The organism is Plantactinospora sp. GCM10030261 (assembly GCF_042666615.1).
GTDB lineage: Bacteria > Actinomycetota > Actinomycetes > Mycobacteriales > Micromonosporaceae > KBS50.
This window is the reverse complement of record NZ_JBHTDD010000019.1, coordinates 38,207-55,433: the sequence shown is the minus strand read 5'-3', so window position 1 is coordinate 55,433 and position 17,227 is coordinate 38,207. Positions and strand designations below refer to the sequence as shown.

The 17,227-nt window shown below is 72.6% G+C and carries 20 protein-coding genes; 7 read left to right on the top strand and 13 right to left on the bottom strand.

All coding sequences use genetic code 11. The annotated features are described in order from the left end of the window. Positions 1–6: 6 nt before the first annotated feature. Positions 7–582 carry a MazG-like family protein gene (locus tag ACFQUZ_RS21620; protein ID WP_377445141.1) on the bottom strand — a complete coding sequence of 192 codons (576 nt, stop codon included), beginning with the start codon at positions 580–582 and terminating at the stop codon, positions 7–9. 87 nt (positions 583–669) lie between these two features. Here ACFQUZ_RS21620 and ACFQUZ_RS21615 point away from each other — a divergent pair, with 87 nt between their 5' ends. Beyond that, on the top strand, positions 670–948 hold the full coding sequence (locus tag ACFQUZ_RS21615; protein ID WP_377445139.1) for a DUF6973 domain-containing protein: 279 nt from the start codon (positions 670–672) through the stop codon (positions 946–948). Beyond that, complete coding sequence (locus ACFQUZ_RS21610; RefSeq protein WP_377445137.1) at positions 945–1,370, top strand: hypothetical protein; 426 nt, start codon at positions 945–947, stop codon at positions 1,368–1,370. Before ACFQUZ_RS21615 ends, ACFQUZ_RS21610 begins: the two co-directional genes overlap by 4 nt. 153 nt (positions 1,371–1,523) lie before the next feature. Here the strand turns inward: ACFQUZ_RS21610 and ACFQUZ_RS21605 are convergent, their stop codons facing one another. Both ACFQUZ_RS21605 and ACFQUZ_RS21600 read right to left on the bottom strand, forming a co-directional pair. Then, positions 1,524–2,237, bottom strand: a complete 714-nt coding sequence (locus ACFQUZ_RS21605; protein ID WP_377445136.1) for a hypothetical protein — start codon at positions 2,235–2,237, stop codon at positions 1,524–1,526. Next, the gene (locus ACFQUZ_RS21600; protein WP_377445133.1) at positions 2,224–2,607 is read right to left on the bottom strand and encodes a hypothetical protein; all 384 of its coding nucleotides are present in this window, start codon (positions 2,605–2,607) and stop codon (positions 2,224–2,226) included. Before ACFQUZ_RS21600 ends, ACFQUZ_RS21605 begins: the two co-directional genes overlap by 14 nt. Positions 2,608–2,609: 2 nt before the next feature. Between ACFQUZ_RS21600 and ACFQUZ_RS21595 the strand changes: the two genes are divergently transcribed. Next, positions 2,610–3,173: a hypothetical protein gene (locus tag ACFQUZ_RS21595; protein WP_377445131.1), complete on the top strand. Its 564-nt coding sequence runs from the start codon at positions 2,610–2,612 to the stop codon at positions 3,171–3,173. 319 nt (positions 3,174–3,492) lie between these two features. Continuing rightward, positions 3,493–4,518, top strand: a complete 1,026-nt coding sequence (locus ACFQUZ_RS21590; RefSeq protein ID WP_377445129.1) for a DMT family transporter — start codon at positions 3,493–3,495, stop codon at positions 4,516–4,518. Positions 4,519–4,597: 79 nt separating this feature from the next. Here ACFQUZ_RS21590 and ACFQUZ_RS21585 read toward each other — a convergent pair whose 3' ends face one another. The 4 genes from ACFQUZ_RS21585 to ACFQUZ_RS21570 form a co-directional block, all read right to left on the bottom strand. Further along, a complete protein-coding gene (locus ACFQUZ_RS21585; RefSeq protein WP_377445127.1) occupies positions 4,598–6,235 on the bottom strand; it encodes a S8 family serine peptidase in 1,638 nt (545 codons plus the stop codon). Between the two features lie 13 nt (positions 6,236–6,248). Next, positions 6,249–6,719, bottom strand: a complete 471-nt coding sequence (locus tag ACFQUZ_RS21580; RefSeq protein ID WP_377445124.1) for a hypothetical protein — start codon at positions 6,717–6,719, stop codon at positions 6,249–6,251. Between the two features lie 97 nt (positions 6,720–6,816). Beyond that, on the bottom strand, positions 6,817–7,395 hold the full coding sequence (locus tag ACFQUZ_RS21575) for an RNA polymerase sigma factor (RefSeq protein WP_377445123.1): 579 nt from the start codon (positions 7,393–7,395) through the stop codon (positions 6,817–6,819). Between the two features lie 20 nt (positions 7,396–7,415). Further along, complete coding sequence (locus ACFQUZ_RS21570; protein WP_377445120.1) at positions 7,416–10,352, bottom strand: CHAT domain-containing protein; 2,937 nt, start codon at positions 10,350–10,352, stop codon at positions 7,416–7,418. Between the two features lie 95 nt (positions 10,353–10,447). Between ACFQUZ_RS21570 and ACFQUZ_RS21565 the strand changes: the two genes are divergently transcribed. After that, positions 10,448–11,023 carry a hypothetical protein gene (locus ACFQUZ_RS21565; RefSeq protein WP_377445118.1) on the top strand — a complete coding sequence of 192 codons (576 nt, stop codon included), beginning with the start codon at positions 10,448–10,450 and terminating at the stop codon, positions 11,021–11,023. A 62-nt stretch (positions 11,024–11,085) separates the two neighbouring features. Here the strand turns inward: ACFQUZ_RS21565 and ACFQUZ_RS21560 are convergent, their stop codons facing one another. From ACFQUZ_RS21560 to ACFQUZ_RS21535, 6 genes are all read right to left on the bottom strand, one after another. Beyond that, positions 11,086–11,868 carry a TerC family protein gene (locus ACFQUZ_RS21560; protein WP_377445116.1) on the bottom strand — a complete coding sequence of 261 codons (783 nt, stop codon included), beginning with the start codon at positions 11,866–11,868 and terminating at the stop codon, positions 11,086–11,088. Positions 11,869–12,013: 145 nt separating this feature from the next. Next, complete coding sequence (locus ACFQUZ_RS21555; protein WP_377445113.1) at positions 12,014–12,577, bottom strand: YciI family protein; 564 nt, start codon at positions 12,575–12,577, stop codon at positions 12,014–12,016. Between the two features lie 106 nt (positions 12,578–12,683). Then, entirely contained in the window at positions 12,684–13,439 is a 756-nt protein-coding gene (locus ACFQUZ_RS21550) for a GH25 family lysozyme (protein WP_377445110.1), read from the bottom strand. Positions 13,440–13,504: 65 nt separating this feature from the next. Then, a complete protein-coding gene (locus ACFQUZ_RS21545) occupies positions 13,505–14,470 on the bottom strand; it encodes an RNA polymerase sigma-70 factor (protein ID WP_377445107.1) in 966 nt (321 codons plus the stop codon). 74 nt (positions 14,471–14,544) lie between these two features. Beyond that, positions 14,545–15,018, bottom strand: a complete 474-nt coding sequence (locus ACFQUZ_RS21540) for a carboxymuconolactone decarboxylase family protein (RefSeq protein WP_377445104.1) — start codon at positions 15,016–15,018, stop codon at positions 14,545–14,547. A 96-nt stretch (positions 15,019–15,114) separates the two neighbouring features. Further along, a complete protein-coding gene (locus tag ACFQUZ_RS21535; protein ID WP_377445101.1) occupies positions 15,115–15,780 on the bottom strand; it encodes a TetR/AcrR family transcriptional regulator in 666 nt (221 codons plus the stop codon). 90 nt (positions 15,781–15,870) lie between these two features. On the opposite strand from ACFQUZ_RS21535, the gene ACFQUZ_RS21530 reads away from it, so the two are divergent. Both ACFQUZ_RS21530 and ACFQUZ_RS21525 read left to right on the top strand, forming a co-directional pair. Then, on the top strand, positions 15,871–16,350 hold the full coding sequence (locus tag ACFQUZ_RS21530) for a quercetin 2,3-dioxygenase (protein WP_377445098.1): 480 nt from the start codon (positions 15,871–15,873) through the stop codon (positions 16,348–16,350). 183 nt (positions 16,351–16,533) lie between these two features. Continuing rightward, on the top strand, positions 16,534–17,133 hold the full coding sequence (locus ACFQUZ_RS21525) for a DUF3558 family protein (protein WP_377445095.1): 600 nt from the start codon (positions 16,534–16,536) through the stop codon (positions 17,131–17,133). Positions 17,134–17,227 lie beyond the last annotated feature (94 nt).

Genomic DNA, 17,227 nt, shown 5'->3' with positions numbered 1-17,227 from the left:
CGGCCGTCACGGGGCCTCGTCGTTCGACCGCGCCTTGTCGGGCGTGGGCGCGGTCACCTCGGTGGCCTCGGGCGCGGCCGCATCGTCGCTCCGTGGCGCTTGGACTGTCGACGGCGCCTCGGCGATCGGGGGTGCGTTGACCGTCGGCGGCGCGTTGACCGTCGGCGGCGCGTTGACTGTCGGCGGCGCGTTGACGGTCGGCGGCGCGTTGACTGTCGGCGGCATTTTGGCGGCGGAGCCGCGGGCACGCTCGACCGGATAGCGACGGGCGGAGTCGGTCAACTTGTCGGTGGCGGCGGCGACCAGGTCGACGCCGAGGACGTCCGCCAGCCGGGTCAGGTAGATCATCACGTCGCCGATCTCGGCGTACACGCGAGCCCCGCGCTCCCGGTCGGCCATCACGACGGCTGACTCCTCCGGGGTGAGCCACTGCAACTCGGCGAGCAGTTCACCGACCTCACCGGCCAGCGCCATGGCGAGGTTCTTCGGGGTGTGGAACCGCTGCCAGTCCCGCTCGTCGGCGAACCGTCGCACCCGGTCGGTCAGCTCACGCAGTGCCGGATCGCTGCCTTCGAGTCCCACGACATCGGACCCTACCCGCGGAGGCGGGCAGCAAGGTGCGTCACCCGCCCTCGGTGCAACCCTGCTGGGTCGTAAACACTCGGCGGCATGCACGACGAGGCGTTCAAGGTCGCTGACAGTCAATACGCCAGCCCGGATCGGCACGACGACCAGGACGACGCGTTCCGCCATGCATACTGGAACGCCGCCTTACCAAGGAGTAAGTTGGCGCGGCGTGTCCGTGAGGCGGTGGACGGCGGTCGTACCGTGGTGATCGACGGCGAGGGCGATCTCGCGTACAGCGATCAGGTGCCCGCCGAGGAGACGGGGAAACCGGAGGACACAACGCTGCCCGGGCACCCGCAACCGGAGAAGGCCGCATCATGATCCGAAAAGTACTGACTTCCGTAACTGTTCTCGCCGCCGTCGTGCTGCTGGCGGCGGCCAGCTGCGCCGACACGGGATCCACCGAGAGGGACACGGTGGCCACGACCTCCGACCTGTACGACAAGATCTCCGAGCTGCGCAGGACCAAGCAGACCGCCCAGCTGCGGTCGCTTACCGACTTCAACTGGGACGGGGTGTTCTGCTACTACGAAGGCGCCCCCACGGATGAGATCAACTCCGCGGTTGGGGATGTGGTGGAGGAGCCGGGACATCGGCTTGCCGTGTCTGGGGCGCTGGCGGTGTTCGTCCAGGGCGGTAAGCCCGTCCGCAAGGCACGGATCCCTGAGATCAACTTCGAGGTTCGGCGGTATTCGAACGAGGTCCTCGTCAAGGAGGGTTTCGAACTGACGGAGCCAACCTGAGCCGAATTCCCTCCACGGCAGCGAGGCCGCGGCATCCCGTCGGATCTGCGTCTGCCGCCGCCGGGCGGCGAACGAGGTGTTCCACGGACGACGTAGTCGGAGGTGGGCGACCACAAGCGGGATGTGAAGCCTCGGACCGGCCTGCCCGGGTGATCAGAGCACGATTCCCCGTTCGTCGGCGGTCCACGGCGGCGTGACGAAGTTGTCCGACCATGCCCAGGTGCCGCCGAGTTCGATGGCGCTGTGACGGATCTCAGCGAGGAACGCGTTGAGTCGCGGCGCGTTGCAGGCGGCGAGGCGACGGTTGTCGAGCGGGGTGCTGCCGAGGCGGTGGCCGGGCGGGTTCCAGGGCAGCCAGATGTCGGTCGACAATCCCACGGTGACGACCACTGAGGGGTCGTCCTCGGGCCCGGCGCCAGCGTCGGTGACCAGGGTCACCGGCGGACGTCCCGGATAGTCGCGCAAGCCGACCCTGGCCGCCAACTCGGCCATGTCGGCGAACCAGCCCTCCTCGATTCCGGTGTCGGTGCCGTAGCAGAGGCGGCTCGCCGTCCGCACATGAGGCCACTTGTCGGGCACGAAGCCTTGCGGGAGCCAGTCGCCGGCGGCGGGGATCCGGTCTGGGTGGCGCCGTACGAAGCCGCCGATGAACCCATCCCGGGTCCGGTCATAGCCGGCCGTGTCGACCTGTTCGACGCGAAGGACGCCGTGCCGCTCCCCCGCCTCCAGCAGCACCTCCTGCCAGGCGAGCAGCGGCTCGGTGCCCAGGCGCCACGGGAAGTCGGCGTCCCAGAACAGCATTTCGAACGTGTCGTAGACGTTCCAGTTGTTCGGAACGGCACCGGTCGGACTGTCAGGGGCAGGCATCACTGAGCTCACGCAATCGATCACTGGTCCATCGGTGTATTCCAGACGCGTTCACAATAACCAGCTCGGTGAGCTGCGCGACGCCGCCCGCGCACAGCACCTCGGCGACCCGAGGCAGCCGACCTCGCCGGTGCAGAAAGCGCACCAACCCCGCCTCGTCCAACTCAGGTTCCGGGCTGTCGGGCTCCAGGTACAACACAGCCACCTTGTCGAATCCCGGCGGCGCCTCTTCGCGCGCACCGGTGCGGGAACTGGTTCCCCCGCGGCCATTGAGCTGGTCGATCGCTTCCGCAGCTCCCTGGCACACCTGGAACAGAACGTCGCCGCCGGCCAGCTTCGGCTGACCGACGACGACCTCACACTCCTCCAAGCGTGACCGGCGCCGGTGCCGTGTCCACCAGCGGCCGCCCCGAACGCCGCCCGCCGCCGAACACCTGTCAGCATTCGGTCCTCAGCAGCGGATCGGCCCGGGTGGTCGACGTGGCGGTCATCGCGGTGAGGGCCACCGCCACTCCGGAGCCGACCGCCGCCGAGCAGGGCCGGCCGGCGGCACACCGACGGTACGGCGGATACTTCGACTTGCAGCTCAGCCGGCTGCTCGGGGCACGCGTCGAGGCGGACCTCAGCCAGCCGTGGCACCGACCCGGCCCGGTGTACGGAGATCCGCGGCTGGCGCCCTACCGGCTGGGTCAGCGGGCCTTCCAAGCGGTGGTGCTCGACGCGTACAAGCGGCGGTGTGCCATCACCGGCGGCCGGATCCGCCCGGTGTTGCAGGCCGCGCACATCCGGCCGCTACCGGCCGGCGACGAACACCGGCTCGATCAGAGCACGATCCCCGTTCGTCGGCGGTCCATGGCGGGACGACGAACTGGTCCGACCAGCCCCAGCTGCCGCCGAGTTCGGTGGCACTGTGACGGATCTCGGCGAGAAAGGTGAGGCGTTGGGTGGGGGGTTCATCCGCACCGCTCACCGCCAAATGTCCCACACCCTGTCCGCCGAACCCCCAGGACGCGTTCTCCACCACCGACGACGCCCGGCGGCGTTCTGGCCGCTACGCCGTCGCGGGCGGCTCCGACACCACCGCCGAAATGGGGTTGGCGGCCGTCGTAGGGTGATCGGATGGTCTTCTTCGTTGTCTCGCCGCCGCCACCGACCCGGTAGCGACGTCGTTCCCTGACCCGGCTCCGACGCCTGTCCGAGCCCGGGTTCTTCAGTCGTACCCGGGCTCGGACGGCGACGACAACGGAGAAATCGCGTGAACAAGAACAGATCCCTGCCCGTGGGGCGGGGAATCCTCTACATCTTTGTGGCTGCGGTGGCCTGGGGCACCGGTGGTGCCGCAGCTGCCGTTCTCTACGACACCAGCGGCATGGGACCAGTCGCGGTGTCCTTCTGGCGATTCGCGGGCGGGGTTCTGCTGCTCGTCGCCGGTCACCTGCTGTTCCGCCGGCGGCCAGTCGCGGCATGCGCGCCCTGGCGAAACCGGTGGCGACAGGTAGTGATCACCGGGCTGGGGCTCGCCGTCTACCAGACGGCGTACTTCGCCGCGGTGGGATACGCGGGGCTCGCCGTGGCGACCGTGGTAACGCTCGGGGCCGGGCCGGTCCTCATCGCCCTCGGCTCTCGGGTCACGATGGGCGAGCGCCTCGACAGGGGCGGCGCGGTAACGGTCGGGACGGCGCTGCTCGGGCTGATCCTGCTGGTTGGTGGCGGGAGTGCCAGCACCGCATCGGCGCCCATGCTGGGGCTGGCCTGTGCGCTGCTGTCCGCCGCGGGTTACGCGGCCGTGACCGTGCTCAACCGCAGGACGGGGCGCGACGGCACCGACGGCGGCCCGCGGCTCATGGCACTCGGCGGATTCGCCGTCGGGATGGTGTGCCTGTTCCCGCTGGCCCTGCTCGAAGGACTACTACCCACCTCGGGTCACGCCGGTCAGGTCCTGGGCCTGCTCGCCTACCTCGGGATCGCACCCACCGCACTGGCGTACAGCCTGTTCTTTGCCGGGCTCGCCGTCGTGCGCGCGACCACCGCGTCGGTCATCGCGCTGATCGAGCCGGTCACCGCAGCCGTCATCGCGGTGCTGTGGCTCCACGAACGGCTGACGGTGACCGCCGCTGCCGGCTCGGCCGTGCTACTCGCCGCGGTGGTGGCGCTGACGTTGACCGAACGAAAGGCGCCCGCCGAGCCGCGGGTCGCGGCAGCCGAGACATCGAGGGGCCGCACCCCGGCACGCACTGGTGAGCGGGCAGGCGCAACCCTGCGGGGGTCCGCGAGCCAGTGACCGCACGGGGCGGCGTCGGTAGCGTCGCGGAGCGGCCGGCTGATGTATCACCGTCCCAGCCGGCCGCCCCGAACACCTGTCAGCATTCGGTCTTCAGCAGCGGATCGGCCCGGGTGGTCGACGTGGCGGTCATCGCGGGGAGGGCCACCGCCACCCCGGAGCCGACCGCCGCCGAGCAGGGCCGGCCGGCGGCACGTACGGCCTGCCAGGCCTGGTGCGGTGTCTGTCCGGTGCGGGCGATCTGTTCGACGATCTCGGCGGCCACGATGGGGGCGGCGAACGACGTGCCGCTGACCGTCGCGTACCCCGGGATCTTCGGCCCGGTGGGTTCGAATCGCAGGCCGTTGGCGTGGTACGTGGGCAGCGCCACGCCGGGCGCCCAGGCGGTGACCGTCTCCCCGAAGTTGGAGAACGACGCGGGGGTGGCGGTGCGTGACGCCGACGTCCACGGGTCGCCGTCCGGGTCGGTGGTGGCGTCCAGGGCCCCGACGCTGATCACGGCCGGGAACTCGGTCTGGAACGCGGCCGGATAGAACGGCACGTCGCTGCCCATGTTGCCGGCGGCGGCCACCACGACGGCCTGCTCGTGCCGGTCGACGGCCTCGGCCACCATCTCCAGGCCGAGCGGCACCATGTCGTCGCCGCCTCCGGTCGGGGACGCGCCGCAGGTCGGCGAGCCGAACGAGTTGACGATGGTCTGCGGCCACCGGTCGAGGTCGTTGGCGTTGCGCAGGGTGGTGGACATGCGTTTGGCGGCGGTGAAGTCGGTGGCGATGCCGGTGGGGCCGGTGACCCGGACGCCGAGGACGGTCGCGTCGGGGGCGATGGTGGCGAACATGCCGCTGATGGCGACCAGGTGGATCGCGAAGTAGAGGTCGGCGAGCCCGTCGCCGTCGCGGTCGGGCTGTTCGGTGTCGGCGGCGGTGAGCCGGGTGAGGTTCGACGGCAGCGTCGCCAGGCCGGCGTCGGGCACTCCGGTGTCGAACACGGCGACGGTGGTGCCGCCGCCCAGCCCGGCTCGGGGGATCCCGGGTCCGACGGTGGGTGCCGGCGCGCCGTTGGGCCACACCCCGAGCGGTCCGTTGCCGGAGCCGAGCAGGTAGTCCGGTGAGGCGGTCAGGCCGGCGGCACGCAGCCGGCGGGCCACTTTCACGACCGGCACCGCCTCGCCGTTGGTGGCGTGCACCGGTACGGAGACGACGCGCCAGATCGGCCCGTCGGGACCGGGATCGTCGGAACCACCAGTCGGCAGGCGTGCGGCGCCGGCTACCGAGCCCGGGTCGGCGGCCGGGTCCCAGGTGATGGTTTCGGGCGTACCGATGGTGAACGTGCCGGGGCCCATCTCGGTGGTCAGCGCGGCGGCGACCTGGGCCAGCGCGGTGGCGGTGGTGGTCGTCGGCGCGGGTCGCAGGATGATCCGGTCGGTGCGGTAGGCCAGCGGCATCGCGGGCGCGTCCATGCAGCGGGTGACGCTGCTGTTGTCGACGGTGGCGCCCGCGCCGAATCCGGCGACGAGTGCCTCGGCCACCGCCAGGGGTGTCGGTTTCGGCCCCGCCGGGCCGGCCACCGATGGTGGCGGCGGGACCGGCAGTGCCGCGACGGCCGGTGCGGCGGTGGCCGGCGAGGCGGTGGGGGCGAGGACCACCGACAGGACCAGGATGCCCGTGCCGAGCAGGGTGCGGCGGCGGTTGTCGCGCCGCCGGGAGGGGCGTGCCATCACGTGTCTCCGATCAGATCAGGAACCAGTCGGTGACAGGTGTGGTCGCCCCGCCGAGCAGTCGCAACCGGACCGGGCCGGCAGCACCGGCACCGCTGCCGGTGACGAACGCGAACCGGCCCAGCTCGTCGACGCCGGTCGAGGCGAGGGTCCCCGCACGGCTTTCGAGGATCACCTCGACCGGGTCACCGGCGAGGATCTGCCCGGCCAGCCGTCCCGGCTCCGGCACCAGTTCCAGGGCCACCGCGCCGTCGCCGGTGGCGAACTCCCGCCGCGCGTCGTCGCCGTCGCCCCGCATGCCGGCCGGTTCCGCGGTGACCTGCTCCAGCAGGGTCACCAGCGCGGAATCCAGATCCCGCAGGACGCGCAGCTGCACGGCCCGGTCGACGAGACCGTCCGGCAGCGGATCGGGACTCAACGCCCGCCCGAGCGCGTCCAGCAGGCGGGCCTGCGCCGCCGACGGCTGGTCACCCTCCGCGTTCATCGGTCCACCTCCTCGGTCGTACGTCGCCAGCGACCGCACCTGTCGACAGCAGGACCCGGCCGGCGGCGCGGAGATACCTGGCGCGGGGATACGTCGGTCATGGTTCGAATCCTGCCGGCAGCCGGGCGCGGAGTTGATCGAGGCAGCGTCGCCGGGTGGGGCCGAGGGATCCGCGGGGTCGGCCCAGGGTGGCGGCGATCTCGTCGTAGCTCAGCGGCGGGTCGGCCAGCACCAGCCGGAGCAGTTGCCGGCATTCGGGGCCGAGGGTGGCGAAGGCCAGCCGCAGGATCACGTCCCGCTCGTCGCGCAGCAGCCGCGCGTCGGCGGCGCCGTCGGGTGCGTCTCCCGGTGCGGGGCGGTCCTCGATCGGGGTGAGCGTCGGGATCTCCCGTCGACGGGTGATCAGCCGCCGGGCCTCGTTGCGGACGATGACGCACAGCCAGGCGCCGAGCGCGCCCGGGTCGCGGAGCTGGTCGGCCCGGTCGAGCAGGCGCAGCCACGCTGTCTGGACGAGGTCTTCGGCGGTCTGCTGGTCCAGGCCGAACGAGCGGGCCACGGCGTACATGCGGGGAGTGTGCCGGTGGACGAGGATCGTCCAGGCATGGTCGGAGCCGCTGTGGCCGAGCGCGGCGAGCAGTTCGCTGTCGGACAGGTCCGCCGCGGGTTCCGTCGTCATCGGAGTCCGCCGTCCCCGGGTCAACCGCGACCCGGATGGGCGCCGCCGGAGCCAGTATCGCCGAGGCCAGCGCTACCGAATCCAGCGCGGCCCGGTTCGGCGCCGCCGACGCCGGCGATGCGGGCGTTGCCGGGCCCGGCGCTGCCGAAGCAGCCCAGGGCGGCGGCGACAAGCGCACCGGGGTCGTCGCGGTCCCAGCCGGCCGACACCTCGGCCAGTGCCGCGGCGGGGGTGGCGCCGGCGACGAGGTGTTCGTGCAGGGCGGTCATCGTGGCGCTGGTGGCGGTGGAGTCGGGCAGCGGGCAGCGGGCCGCGACGAGGGACCGGGTGCCGTGCCGCAGCAGCACCGTGGACAGTCCGATCAGTTGGTCACCGACCCGCATCCCGACTCCCGTGTCGCAGCCGGAGAGGACGACGAGCGGTGGTGTCCGCCCGATCCGCTCCAGGTCGTAGAGGTACAGGGGCCCATCAAACAGCAGCAGCGACGACCACAGGGCGTTGTCGTCGCGAATGTGACCGTGGCAGGCGATGTGGGCCAGCGTGGCGTCCGCCATGGCGGTCATCGTCGCGGCGCCGGTGGCGGCGGGCCCGGTGAGCACTGTCGCACCGGGATGGCAGCGGGCCACCGCCGCCGCCTCGGCGTCGGCCGTGGCCAGTCCGGGTCCGGCGACCACCAGCGCGACGTCGGCTCCGCCGGGACCCGGCCGGCCCCGGCCGGCCCCGGTTGTCCGGGGGCGGTTGCCGGCCGTGACAGCGTCGTGCCACCAGGTCGCCGAGGGCGCGACCGCGACGGGTCGGCCGGCCAGCGACGGAAGGAGCTGCCAGGCGGCGGCGTGCAGCGCCGGGGGCACCACCAGCACCACCGGTCCGTCGCCGGTGAGCAGCGGCGCCAGCATCCGGTCGAGTACGCCGACCGCGCGCCGGAGCCGGTAGAGCCGGGCAGCCCGGCCGGCACCGGCGGGCGCGGCAGCGGCGGGGCCGGTGGGCAGGGCAGCGGACCGGCCGGTAGGCACCGCAGCGGACCGGCCGGTGGACACGGCAGCGGCGGAGCCGGCGGACCGGGCAACGGACCGGCCGGTGGGCTGGCCGGCGGGTCCGCCGGTGGCGCCGAGCAGTGAACGCAACGCCGACATTCCGGTCGCGGCGGCGTCCCGGGCGGCCTGGCCGGGTCCCAGGTCGGCCAGCCGGGCACCGGCCCGACCGCCGGTGACGGCGACGCCGACCAGCCGGCCGTCGATCTCGGCGAGCGCGACGAGGGTGCCGCCGGCCAGCGCCGCCGACAGCGCGTCGACACCGACGGGGGTACGGCGGTGACCGTGTTGATCGGGGCGCCGCCGACCGCCGGTGGACGGTCGAGGGCCGGCCATCCGCAGCCGGGCCCGCTGGATGGCGCGTTCCAGGTCACGCTGCCGGTGCAGCAGGTCGACCGTGTCCCGGCCGTCGGCCTCGGCCGCACGGATCTGCGCCACGGTCGCCCGCAGCTCGGCGACCCTGCCGGCCACCCCGTCACCGTCCGGCGGCCGGGCGGCGGGCCGGGTCGCACCGGCCGCCCGGATCCGCTCCATCCAGTCCAGCACCACCGGTGCCGACCCGTCCCGCATCGCCAGCCGCAGACCGAGGGCGGCGAGTTGGTCGGCGTGCACCGCCACGGCGGCCTGGGCGTCCGGGGCGGCGATGGTGGCCCGGTGCCGGCGCAGGTCGGCCAGCCCGGCCCGCACCTGCCGGGCGGCCGACGTGTCGTCGCCACCGGCCGCGGTGCAGACCGCCATCGCGTACCGGGCCTGCATGCGTACCTCGAACACCCCCAGCCGCGCGGCGTGCCGCACGCACGCCTCGGACAGCTCCCCGGCCAGCCCGATGTCGCCGGCTTCGACGGCCGCGACGGCGGCCAGGGCCAGCGCCGTCGCGGCGGCGCGGGCGTTGCCGGCCGCGGCGAACTCGGCGGCCAGGGCCCGCAACTCGGCGACGTCGCCGCTGTCGCCGGCGCGGACGAGTTCCAGCCGGGCCGTGCGTTCCCAGGCTGTCGCGCCGTGGTCGGCGAACATCGACCGGGCCCGGTACGCGTAGCCGGCGGCGGTGGCCCGGTCCCCGTCGAGCAGGTACGCGCGGGCGCACACCAGCCACGCCAGCGCCACATGCCACCGGTTGCCGGCCGCGGCGAGCCGCTCCGCGACGTCCCGCGCCGCCTCGGCCGCCAGGCCGGACAGCCCGGCGGCGAGCAGCACCTCGGCCCGGTCCACCTCGACCTCCGGCGCGGAGTGGCCCAGCTCGCGGAACCGGTCGACGGCCTCGTCCAGGTGCCGCAGCGCCGCCGGCAGGTCACCGGAGTTGGCGTACGCCCAGCCGAGGCCGTGCACGGTCTGCGCGTGCCCGTAGCCGTTGCCCTCGGCGGTGAACAGCCGGCCCGCCTCGGTCAGGTCGGCGATCGCGGCGGCGCCGTCACCGAGTTGGGTGCGGATCACGCCCCGGTTCATCAGCACCAGCGCGATGTCGACCCGAGCGTCGAGGTCACGCAGCGTCGGCAGCGCCTGTTCGTAGCCGGCCAGGGCCGCGTACGGGTGCCCGATGCGCTGTTCCAGGGCGGCCCGCTGCAACTGGCCGTACGCCTGGACGCGGGCCGACCCGAGCCGGTGCACCTGGTCCAGGGCGGCCAGTGCCGCGGCGGTGCGGCCGGTGAACGCGTACACCCCGGCCAGGCCCAGGTGCGCGTCGGCGGCCAGTTCCCGATCGTCGGCGGCGGTCGCCGCCTCGATCGCCGAGGTCAGGTCCGTCTCGGCCAGTTCCATCATGCCCAGCGCCCGGCGGGCCCGGCCGAGGACGGCCAGCGCCGCGCTGAGCGTGGCCGGATCACCGGCGTCCCGCGCCCGGCGCACCACCCGGTCGGCGGCCTGGGCGACCTGACCCGGGTCGCGGTGCAGCGCCGCGCGCAGTTCGGCCACCTCGTCGCGTGGCTCCATTGTCGGATCGTAGAGACATCGATGTATCCACGGCAGTCCTTGCGGGTCATGAGGGTGCGCCAACCCGGGCGCACCGTGGTGAAGGAGTACCACTCATGTCCATGACCATGTCCCGCGTGGTCCGCACGCTCGCCGTCGCCGCCGCTGCCGGCCTGGCCGCCGTCGCGTCGCTGACCGTCGCCAGCCCGGCCCAGGCGGCCTCAGGCGACCACTGCGCGATCAACCTGTCGGAGCCGGGCACGATGCGCTGCTTCGAGACGTTCGAGGACGCCAAGCGGTTCGCCGAGAGCCTCGGCGAGCGGTTCGGCCCCGGCAAGGGTGAGGCGGCCCTCTCCCCGGGTGCGGCCCGGACCGACGCCCGAGCGGCGGTCGCGCTGGTGCTGTATGGCATCGAGTACGACTGGACGCTGTGGAACCCGGGCGGCGGCAGTCGCTGGGTGTATGGCTTCGGCGCCTGCACGACGCCCACCACAAACGTCGACGGAGAGATCAGCGACTGGGGCGTCTACGGGTTCGACCAGCGGATCTCGTCGTTCCAGACGTTCAACAACTGCTGGGCCAAGCACTACGACCTGGTCGGCTTCGGTGGTCTGGCCGTTGGCTACCAGGGCTCTCAACTGATCATCAACGCCGCGTTGAACAACGACACGAGTTCCGAGCGCTGGTCCTGACACCCGCACCACCGCCGGGTGGTGGCGATACCGCCACCACCCGGCGCCACGCGGTTGCCCGGTCAGTTGCCGGACGCCGCCGGCTCCGACGGGGTCTGGCCGTTCTTGACGTACGTCGGGTGCAGGTGCACCGCCTTCGCCTCCCGGCGCTTCCTGCCGGCCCGCAGGTTGAGCACCTCCACGAAGACGGAGAAGGCGATCGGGCCGTACACGTAGCCCTTCGGGATGTGCTGGTCGAAGCCCTCGGCGATCAGGCTGCCACCGATGAGCAGCAGGAACGACAGGGCCAGCATCTTGACCGTCGGGTGCCTGTTGACGAACGCGCTGATGGCGCCGGCCGACACCAGCATGACCACCATCGCGACGACGACCGCCGCCACCATGATGAACAGCTGGTCGACCATGCCGACGGCGGTGATCACCGAGTCCAGCGAGAAGACGATGTCGAGAATGAGGATCTGGACGATGACCGCACCGAACGAGGCGGCCTTGCCCGACCTGGCGTGCTCCTCCCCCTCCAGGTGCTCGTGAATCTCGTAGGTCGCCTTACCCAGCAGGAACAGACCGCCCAGCAGCAGGATCAGGTCCCGCCCGGAGATCTCCTGACCGAGCACCGTGAACAGCGGCGCGGTCAACCCGATCACCCAGGACAGCGACGCCAGCAGGATCAGCCGGGTGACCAGGGCCAGCGACAGCCCGATGGTGCGGGCTCTGGCCTGCTGGTGTTCCGGCAGCCGGCCGGCCAGAATCGAGATGAACACGACGTTGTCGATGCCTAGGACGATCTCCAGCAGGAGCAGGGTCGCGAACGCGATCCACAGCTCGGGACTGGCCAGAAACTCCATCTCACTCCTCGGCTCTCGGCGACCACCCGCCGGATCAGCATCCGGACCGTCGGCGATCACTCATGCCGGAGCATTGTGCCCGCTCAGGTGCCCCTCCGCCGCCTCGGCGGCTGAGCCGAGGCACAGCGGGTCCGGCGGCCGCCCCTCAGGTGTTCTCCCCGTCGACCGGACGGCCGCCGAACCTCCAGTTGTGCACCTCGATGTCGGCGTACCGGTCGGCGGTCAGGACGGCCCGGGCCGCGTCCGGGTCGGCCGCCCGGACCAGCGCGGCGGTGCCGAGCCAGCCGGCGCCGTCGTCGGACAGCAGGGGCCCGTACGCGATCAGGTCGTGCCGGTCCGTCGGCGGGTCGAGGTCGGTGGGTTCTGTCTCGCCGAAGCCGAGCACCAGGTAGCGGTTGCCGCCGGTGCGGCCGCCGGGGAAGTCCCACATGGTGCGGCCCAGCAGGTTGCGCCAGCGGCGCAGCAGCACGTCCCGGTAGCCGCCGGCCTGGTAGGTCGGCTCGTCGAAGGCGAACGCCCGGGCCGCGGCGGGGTCGGGCAGGTCGAGGATGTGCACGCTGCCGGTGGGCGTCTCGTCGGCGGTGAACGTCGGGCCGCGGGCGATCATCTGCGCGGCGTACCGGTCCATGTAGGTCCAGTGGTCGGCGAGCAGCTTCTCGCGCAGCGGCAGCGAGGCGGGCCGGTCACGGTGGTAACAGAAGAACTCCATCCCGGGATCCTGACCGCCGGCCCGGCGACGCCGGCACCCGGGGTGCCCGGACGGCGAGAGGGCCCGCACCCCGCGTACCGCGGGATACGGGCCCGTCGCGGCCGGTCTACGTGTTGTTGGCCAGCGCGATCAGCCGGCTGCGGTCGCCGTTGAAGTAGTTGCGGTCGACGTCGCCGCTGATGCCGGAGACCCGGCCGGTCGCGGTGTACTGCCAGAAGCTCCAGAACGGGGCGCCGGCGGGAAGGGTGCCGGGGGAACTGGCCCACCGGGCGATCCACAGCGGGTGGTTGGCCCACGGGCCGCTCCAGTTGCCGGTGCAACTGGTCCACCAGCTGGTGGTGGTGTAGATGACGGCGTACCGGCCGGTGCGGGAGCGGTAGGTGTTGAGGAAGTCGGAGATCCAGCTGCGCATCGACGCCTGGCTCAGCCCGTAGCAGGTGGCGCCGTACGGGTTGAACTCGATGTCGAGGGCGGCGGGCAGGGTCCGGCTGTCGGCGGACCAGGCCCCGCCGTTGCTGGCGAGGAAGTTCGCCTGGGTGGCGCCGCTGGACCGGTCCGGCAACGCGAAGTGGTACGCCCCGCGGATGACGCCGGCGTTGTAGGCGCCGACGTAGTTGGTGCCGAACCGGGGGTCCTTGTAGGTGGTGCCTTCGGTGGCCTTGATGTAGGCGAACTGGATGCCGGCGTTACGGACGCTGGTCCAGTTGATCGACCCCTGGTAGTGGGAGACGTCGACGCCGGGGGTGGTGGCGGCCTGCGCCGGGGTCGCCGTGAGGCCGACCAGCGTGGCCGCGGTGGCGGCGGCGGCGAGGGTCGCGGCGAGCAGCCGGCGGGCGAGACGGGGGCGGTGAACGTGGGTCATGGTCCTCTCCGGGGGTGAGAGAGACGAAACAATTGACCGCCATCATTGTAACTTTCCATCCATGATCACAAGACATCAGGAGTTTTTCTTCTCCGCAGCCTGCGCCGCTCCGCCGGTGCCACCGCGGGCACCGGCCCGAGATGACGCAACTTGTCGGGGTTCACCACCGACCGGATCGCCCGCACCACGCCGTCGACGACATCCAACGCGACCACGCCGACCACCTGCCCTCCCGCGGCGTACAACACGACACCCGGGCCACCGTTGACCCAGGCCGGCCGGGACGCGGCGGCGAACCTGCCGCCCTGGCGCAGCCCTCCGATGAGCAGCCGAGCCACCCGCCGGCGGCCGACCAGCGGCTGCCCGATCGCCTTGGCCTTTCCGCCGCCGTCGCCGTAGAGCACCACGTCGGGGGCGAGCAGGTCGAGCAGCGCATCCAGGTCGCCACCGGACGCGGCGGCCAGGAACCTGCGGACCAGCCGCTCACCCTCCGCCCGCCGCTGCGGGGCCGGCGCACTGTCCGACACCGGCGCGCCGGCGGTGACGCGCTGCCGGGCCCGGGCGAAGATCTGCCGGCAGTTCACCTCGGTCTTGCCGACGAGCCGGGCCACGTCCGGGTAGCCGTAGCCGAACACCTCGCGCAGCATGAACACCGCCCGCTCGACCGGCGACAGCGCCTCCAGCAGCACCAGGAACGCCATCGACAGCGAGTCGGCCAGCTCGGCCTGCTCGGCCGGACCCGGCCGCTCGACGGGTAGCACGACCGGCTCGGGCAACCAGTCCCCCACGTACGTCTCCCGCCGTACCCGCGCCGACCGCAGGTGGTTGATGCCGAGCCTCGTTACCGCCGTCGTCAGGTACGCCTTCCGGTTCCCGATCGTGGTGCCCGCCCGGCGCGCCCGGGTCAGGCCGAGGAACGCCTCCTGCACGATGTCCTCGGCGTCGCCCACCGACCCGGTCATCCCGTACGCGATGGAGAACAGCAACGGCCGGTACTCGACCGCGCTGGCCGTGTCCGTCGACCATGCCACGGAAATGATCTCCCTTCAGCGGTCCCCGGGGCCGCCGCCGGTGCGGCTCCGCACCGGCGGCGGCCCGCTGTCGACTACTCGAACATGCCCGGCTGGTAGGACCCGGCGGGCTGCTGGACGGTGACGTTCAGCCGGTTCGCCAGGTTGATCAGGGCGATGGTCAGTACCAGGGCGGCGAGCTGGTCCTCGTCGTAGTGCTTGGCGGCGCTCGCCCACACCTCGTCCGGGACGCCGCCGGCCGCGTCGGCGATCCGGGTGGCCTGCTCCGCCAGCTCCAGGGCGGCCCGCTCGGCCTCGGTGAACACCGTGGCCTCCCGCCAGGTCGCGACCAGGTTGAGTCGCTGCTGGGTCTCCCCGGCATGGGCGGCGTCCTTGGTGTGCATGTCGACGCAGAACCCGCAGCCGTTGATCTGGCTGGCGCGAAGCTGCACAAGTTCCCGGGTCGCGTTCGGCAACGTCGAGTCGCGCACAGCCCGACCGGCCGCGATGAGGTGCTTCATTGACTTGGCGGCGACCGGGTTCTCCATGAGGTTCAGTCGGGCGTCCATGGTGACTCCTTAGCTGTGGGTGATGCCTACACCCCTTGAAGACACAGCGGCCCGACACCGTGTGACGGCCACCCGTGTGACGCCCGTCCCACCACCTCAGGCGGGATCGACAAGCAACACCTGCCGCATGCGGTCACCGAGCCAGCGCCGGAACGACCCGGGCGACCATCCACACCGCAGCACCAGCGAGCCGTAGTGCGCCGGATCGTTGTAGAACCACAGCTCGTCGATCGAGCGCTCCACGTCGGCGCCCTGGCGCAGCGGCTCCGGGAAGGTGCGCAGCCGCTCCACCACCATGCCGGCGCCGATCCGGCGGTTGCGCAGCAGGGTCTCCCACGTCTGCGCCACCTCGGGAGAACCGTCGGCCGCCCGCCGCACCGCCTCGAAGACGCCTGCCGCGCGTTCACCGATCAGGGTGCACACCTGCGCGTACGCGTCCAGGACGGCAGCCTGGTCCGGCGCCTCCCAGACCGGCCGGTACCAGGGCCGCTGGGCCACCGGAACCGGCTCGTCGTCCCCGGCCAGGGCCTCGTCGAGGACCTGACGCAGCAGCGCCGCCTTCGAACCGAACGCCGCCGCCGCCGTGGGCCGGGCCACGCCGGCCTCCGCCGCCACGTCGGCGAGCGAGGTCGCCGCGTAACCGCGCGCGACGAACAGCTCGGTCGCCGCGGCGACCACCAGCCGCCGCGTCCGCTGGGCGCTCTCGGCACGCACCCGGGAGTGGTACGGGCGGGTCGTCTTTCCGTCCTTGACTTCGCTCATGTCGGTGTCATACTACCCACATATTCATCAGACAAGGGCTATCGAATAGTTGCGTGGCCAGTGAAGGCACCCGGATCCCGAGGAGTGACCGTGACCGCCCACCCCTACCTGCTCCGCCCCGACGAGGGCGACGCCCACTGGTTTCTCGGCAGCCTGGTCACCGTCAAGGCCACCGGCGCGCAGACCGCGGGACGGCTGACCGTCGTCGAGTTCGTCAACCCGCCCGGCTTCGCGCCACCCCTGCACCGCCACCAACGCGAGGACGAGATGTTCTACGTCCTCGCCGGCACCGCCCGGTTCCACTGCGCGGGCGAGACCCTCGACGCCGGGCCGGGCGACTTCGTGCTGCTGCCCGTCGGCGTGCCGCACACCTTCCGGGTCGGCGCCGACGAGCCGCTGCGCGTCCTGCAGATCACCACGCCGGCCGGATTCGAGCAGTTCGCCGCCGAGGCCGGCGTCCCGGCACTCGAACGGCGGCTACCCGACCCGCAGCCGCTGGACCCGGCGGCACTCGGACACGCCGCCGCCCGCAACGGCATCGAACTGCTGGGACCACCACCCGCCCCGTGACGGGACGCCACCCGCCCGAATTTGGGGCGCCGGTCAGCGTCGAACCCACCCACCAGCCGATCCGTCCCCCACACGCTCCGGGCACGGTCGGCGTTGAGCGCACCGCCCACCGATCCGTCCCTCGCCACCACGGCGAAGCGCACGAACGTGCCCGCCGCCAATCCGCACCCCGAAAGGTGTCCCATGTCGACTCCGCCGCCCCGACGACCCAACCCACCCGCCCCCCACGACCCCGAGCAGCGCCGCGCCCGCCGGCACCGCCCACCCTCGCCCCGTCCAGCCACCGCGGCCGCTCTCACGGTGGCGGTCTCGGTCCTGCTCACCGCCTCGGCGTGCGGGTCACCCACGACCACCTCGGACGACGCCAAGCCGGCCGCGGCCGACCCCACCACTGGCGACGCCAGCCCGGCGGCCCCGATCGACGCCTGCGCGCTGCTGACCGAGCCCGAGGTCACGCAGGTGATCGGCGCGCACCGCACCGACGGCCGGCCCGGCGACGCGCGGACGGTCGCGTCCTGCGAGTGGGAGAACCCGGACACCGCCCACTCGATCAGCCTGTCGGTGAACCTCGCGGGCACGGCCGCGAACGGGACGCTACCGACGGAGGAACCGGGCTTCGAGTCGCGGCCGGGACCCGACGGCATCCGCTTCTCCAGCGGCGGCGCGGCACAGTTCGTCCTGGGCGACCGCGTCGCCGACATCCAGGTCGTGTCCGGCGCGGCCGGCCGGGCCGACGAGACCACCGCCGTACGCCTGATCGGGCAGGTCCGCAGCCGGTTCTGAGCCGGTCCGATCGGCCTCCCGGGGGGCCTGTCGCGACGAAGATCGCGCCAATGGGCTCAGCGGGCGGTCACACAACCCTCGACCGCCCGCCAGC

What these genes read in the sequence shown, in the direction of transcription:
- ACFQUZ_RS21615 (WP_377445139.1), top strand. Translation starts at nt 670, where the DNA reads ATGCACGACGAGGCGTTCAAGGTCGCTGACAGTCAATACGCCAGCCCG.
- ACFQUZ_RS21610 (WP_377445137.1), top strand. Translation starts at nt 945, where the DNA reads ATGATCCGAAAAGTACTGACTTCCGTAACTGTTCTCGCCGCCGTCGTG.
- ACFQUZ_RS21605 (WP_377445136.1), bottom strand. Translation starts at nt 2,237, where the DNA reads ATGCCTGCCCCTGACAGTCCGACCGGTGCCGTTCCGAACAACTGGAAC.
- ACFQUZ_RS21585 (WP_377445127.1), bottom strand. Translation starts at nt 6,235, where the DNA reads ATGGCACGCCCCTCCCGGCGGCGCGACAACCGCCGCCGCACCCTGCTC.
- ACFQUZ_RS21580 (WP_377445124.1), bottom strand. Translation starts at nt 6,719, where the DNA reads ATGAACGCGGAGGGTGACCAGCCGTCGGCGGCGCAGGCCCGCCTGCTG.
- ACFQUZ_RS21575 (WP_377445123.1), bottom strand. Translation starts at nt 7,395, where the DNA reads ATGACGACGGAACCCGCGGCGGACCTGTCCGACAGCGAACTGCTCGCC.
- ACFQUZ_RS21570 (WP_377445120.1), bottom strand. Translation starts at nt 10,352, where the DNA reads ATGGAGCCACGCGACGAGGTGGCCGAACTGCGCGCGGCGCTGCACCGC.
- ACFQUZ_RS21565 (WP_377445118.1), top strand. Translation starts at nt 10,448, where the DNA reads ATGTCCATGACCATGTCCCGCGTGGTCCGCACGCTCGCCGTCGCCGCC.
- ACFQUZ_RS21560 (WP_377445116.1), bottom strand. Translation starts at nt 11,868, where the DNA reads ATGGAGTTTCTGGCCAGTCCCGAGCTGTGGATCGCGTTCGCGACCCTG.
- ACFQUZ_RS21555 (WP_377445113.1), bottom strand. Translation starts at nt 12,577, where the DNA reads ATGGAGTTCTTCTGTTACCACCGTGACCGGCCCGCCTCGCTGCCGCTG.
- ACFQUZ_RS21550 (WP_377445110.1), bottom strand. Translation starts at nt 13,439, where the DNA reads ATGACCCACGTTCACCGCCCCCGTCTCGCCCGCCGGCTGCTCGCCGCG.
- ACFQUZ_RS21540 (WP_377445104.1), bottom strand. Translation starts at nt 15,018, where the DNA reads ATGGACGCCCGACTGAACCTCATGGAGAACCCGGTCGCCGCCAAGTCA.
- ACFQUZ_RS21535 (WP_377445101.1), bottom strand. Translation starts at nt 15,780, where the DNA reads ATGAGCGAAGTCAAGGACGGAAAGACGACCCGCCCGTACCACTCCCGG.
- ACFQUZ_RS21525 (WP_377445095.1), top strand. Translation starts at nt 16,534, where the DNA reads ATGTCGACTCCGCCGCCCCGACGACCCAACCCACCCGCCCCCCACGAC.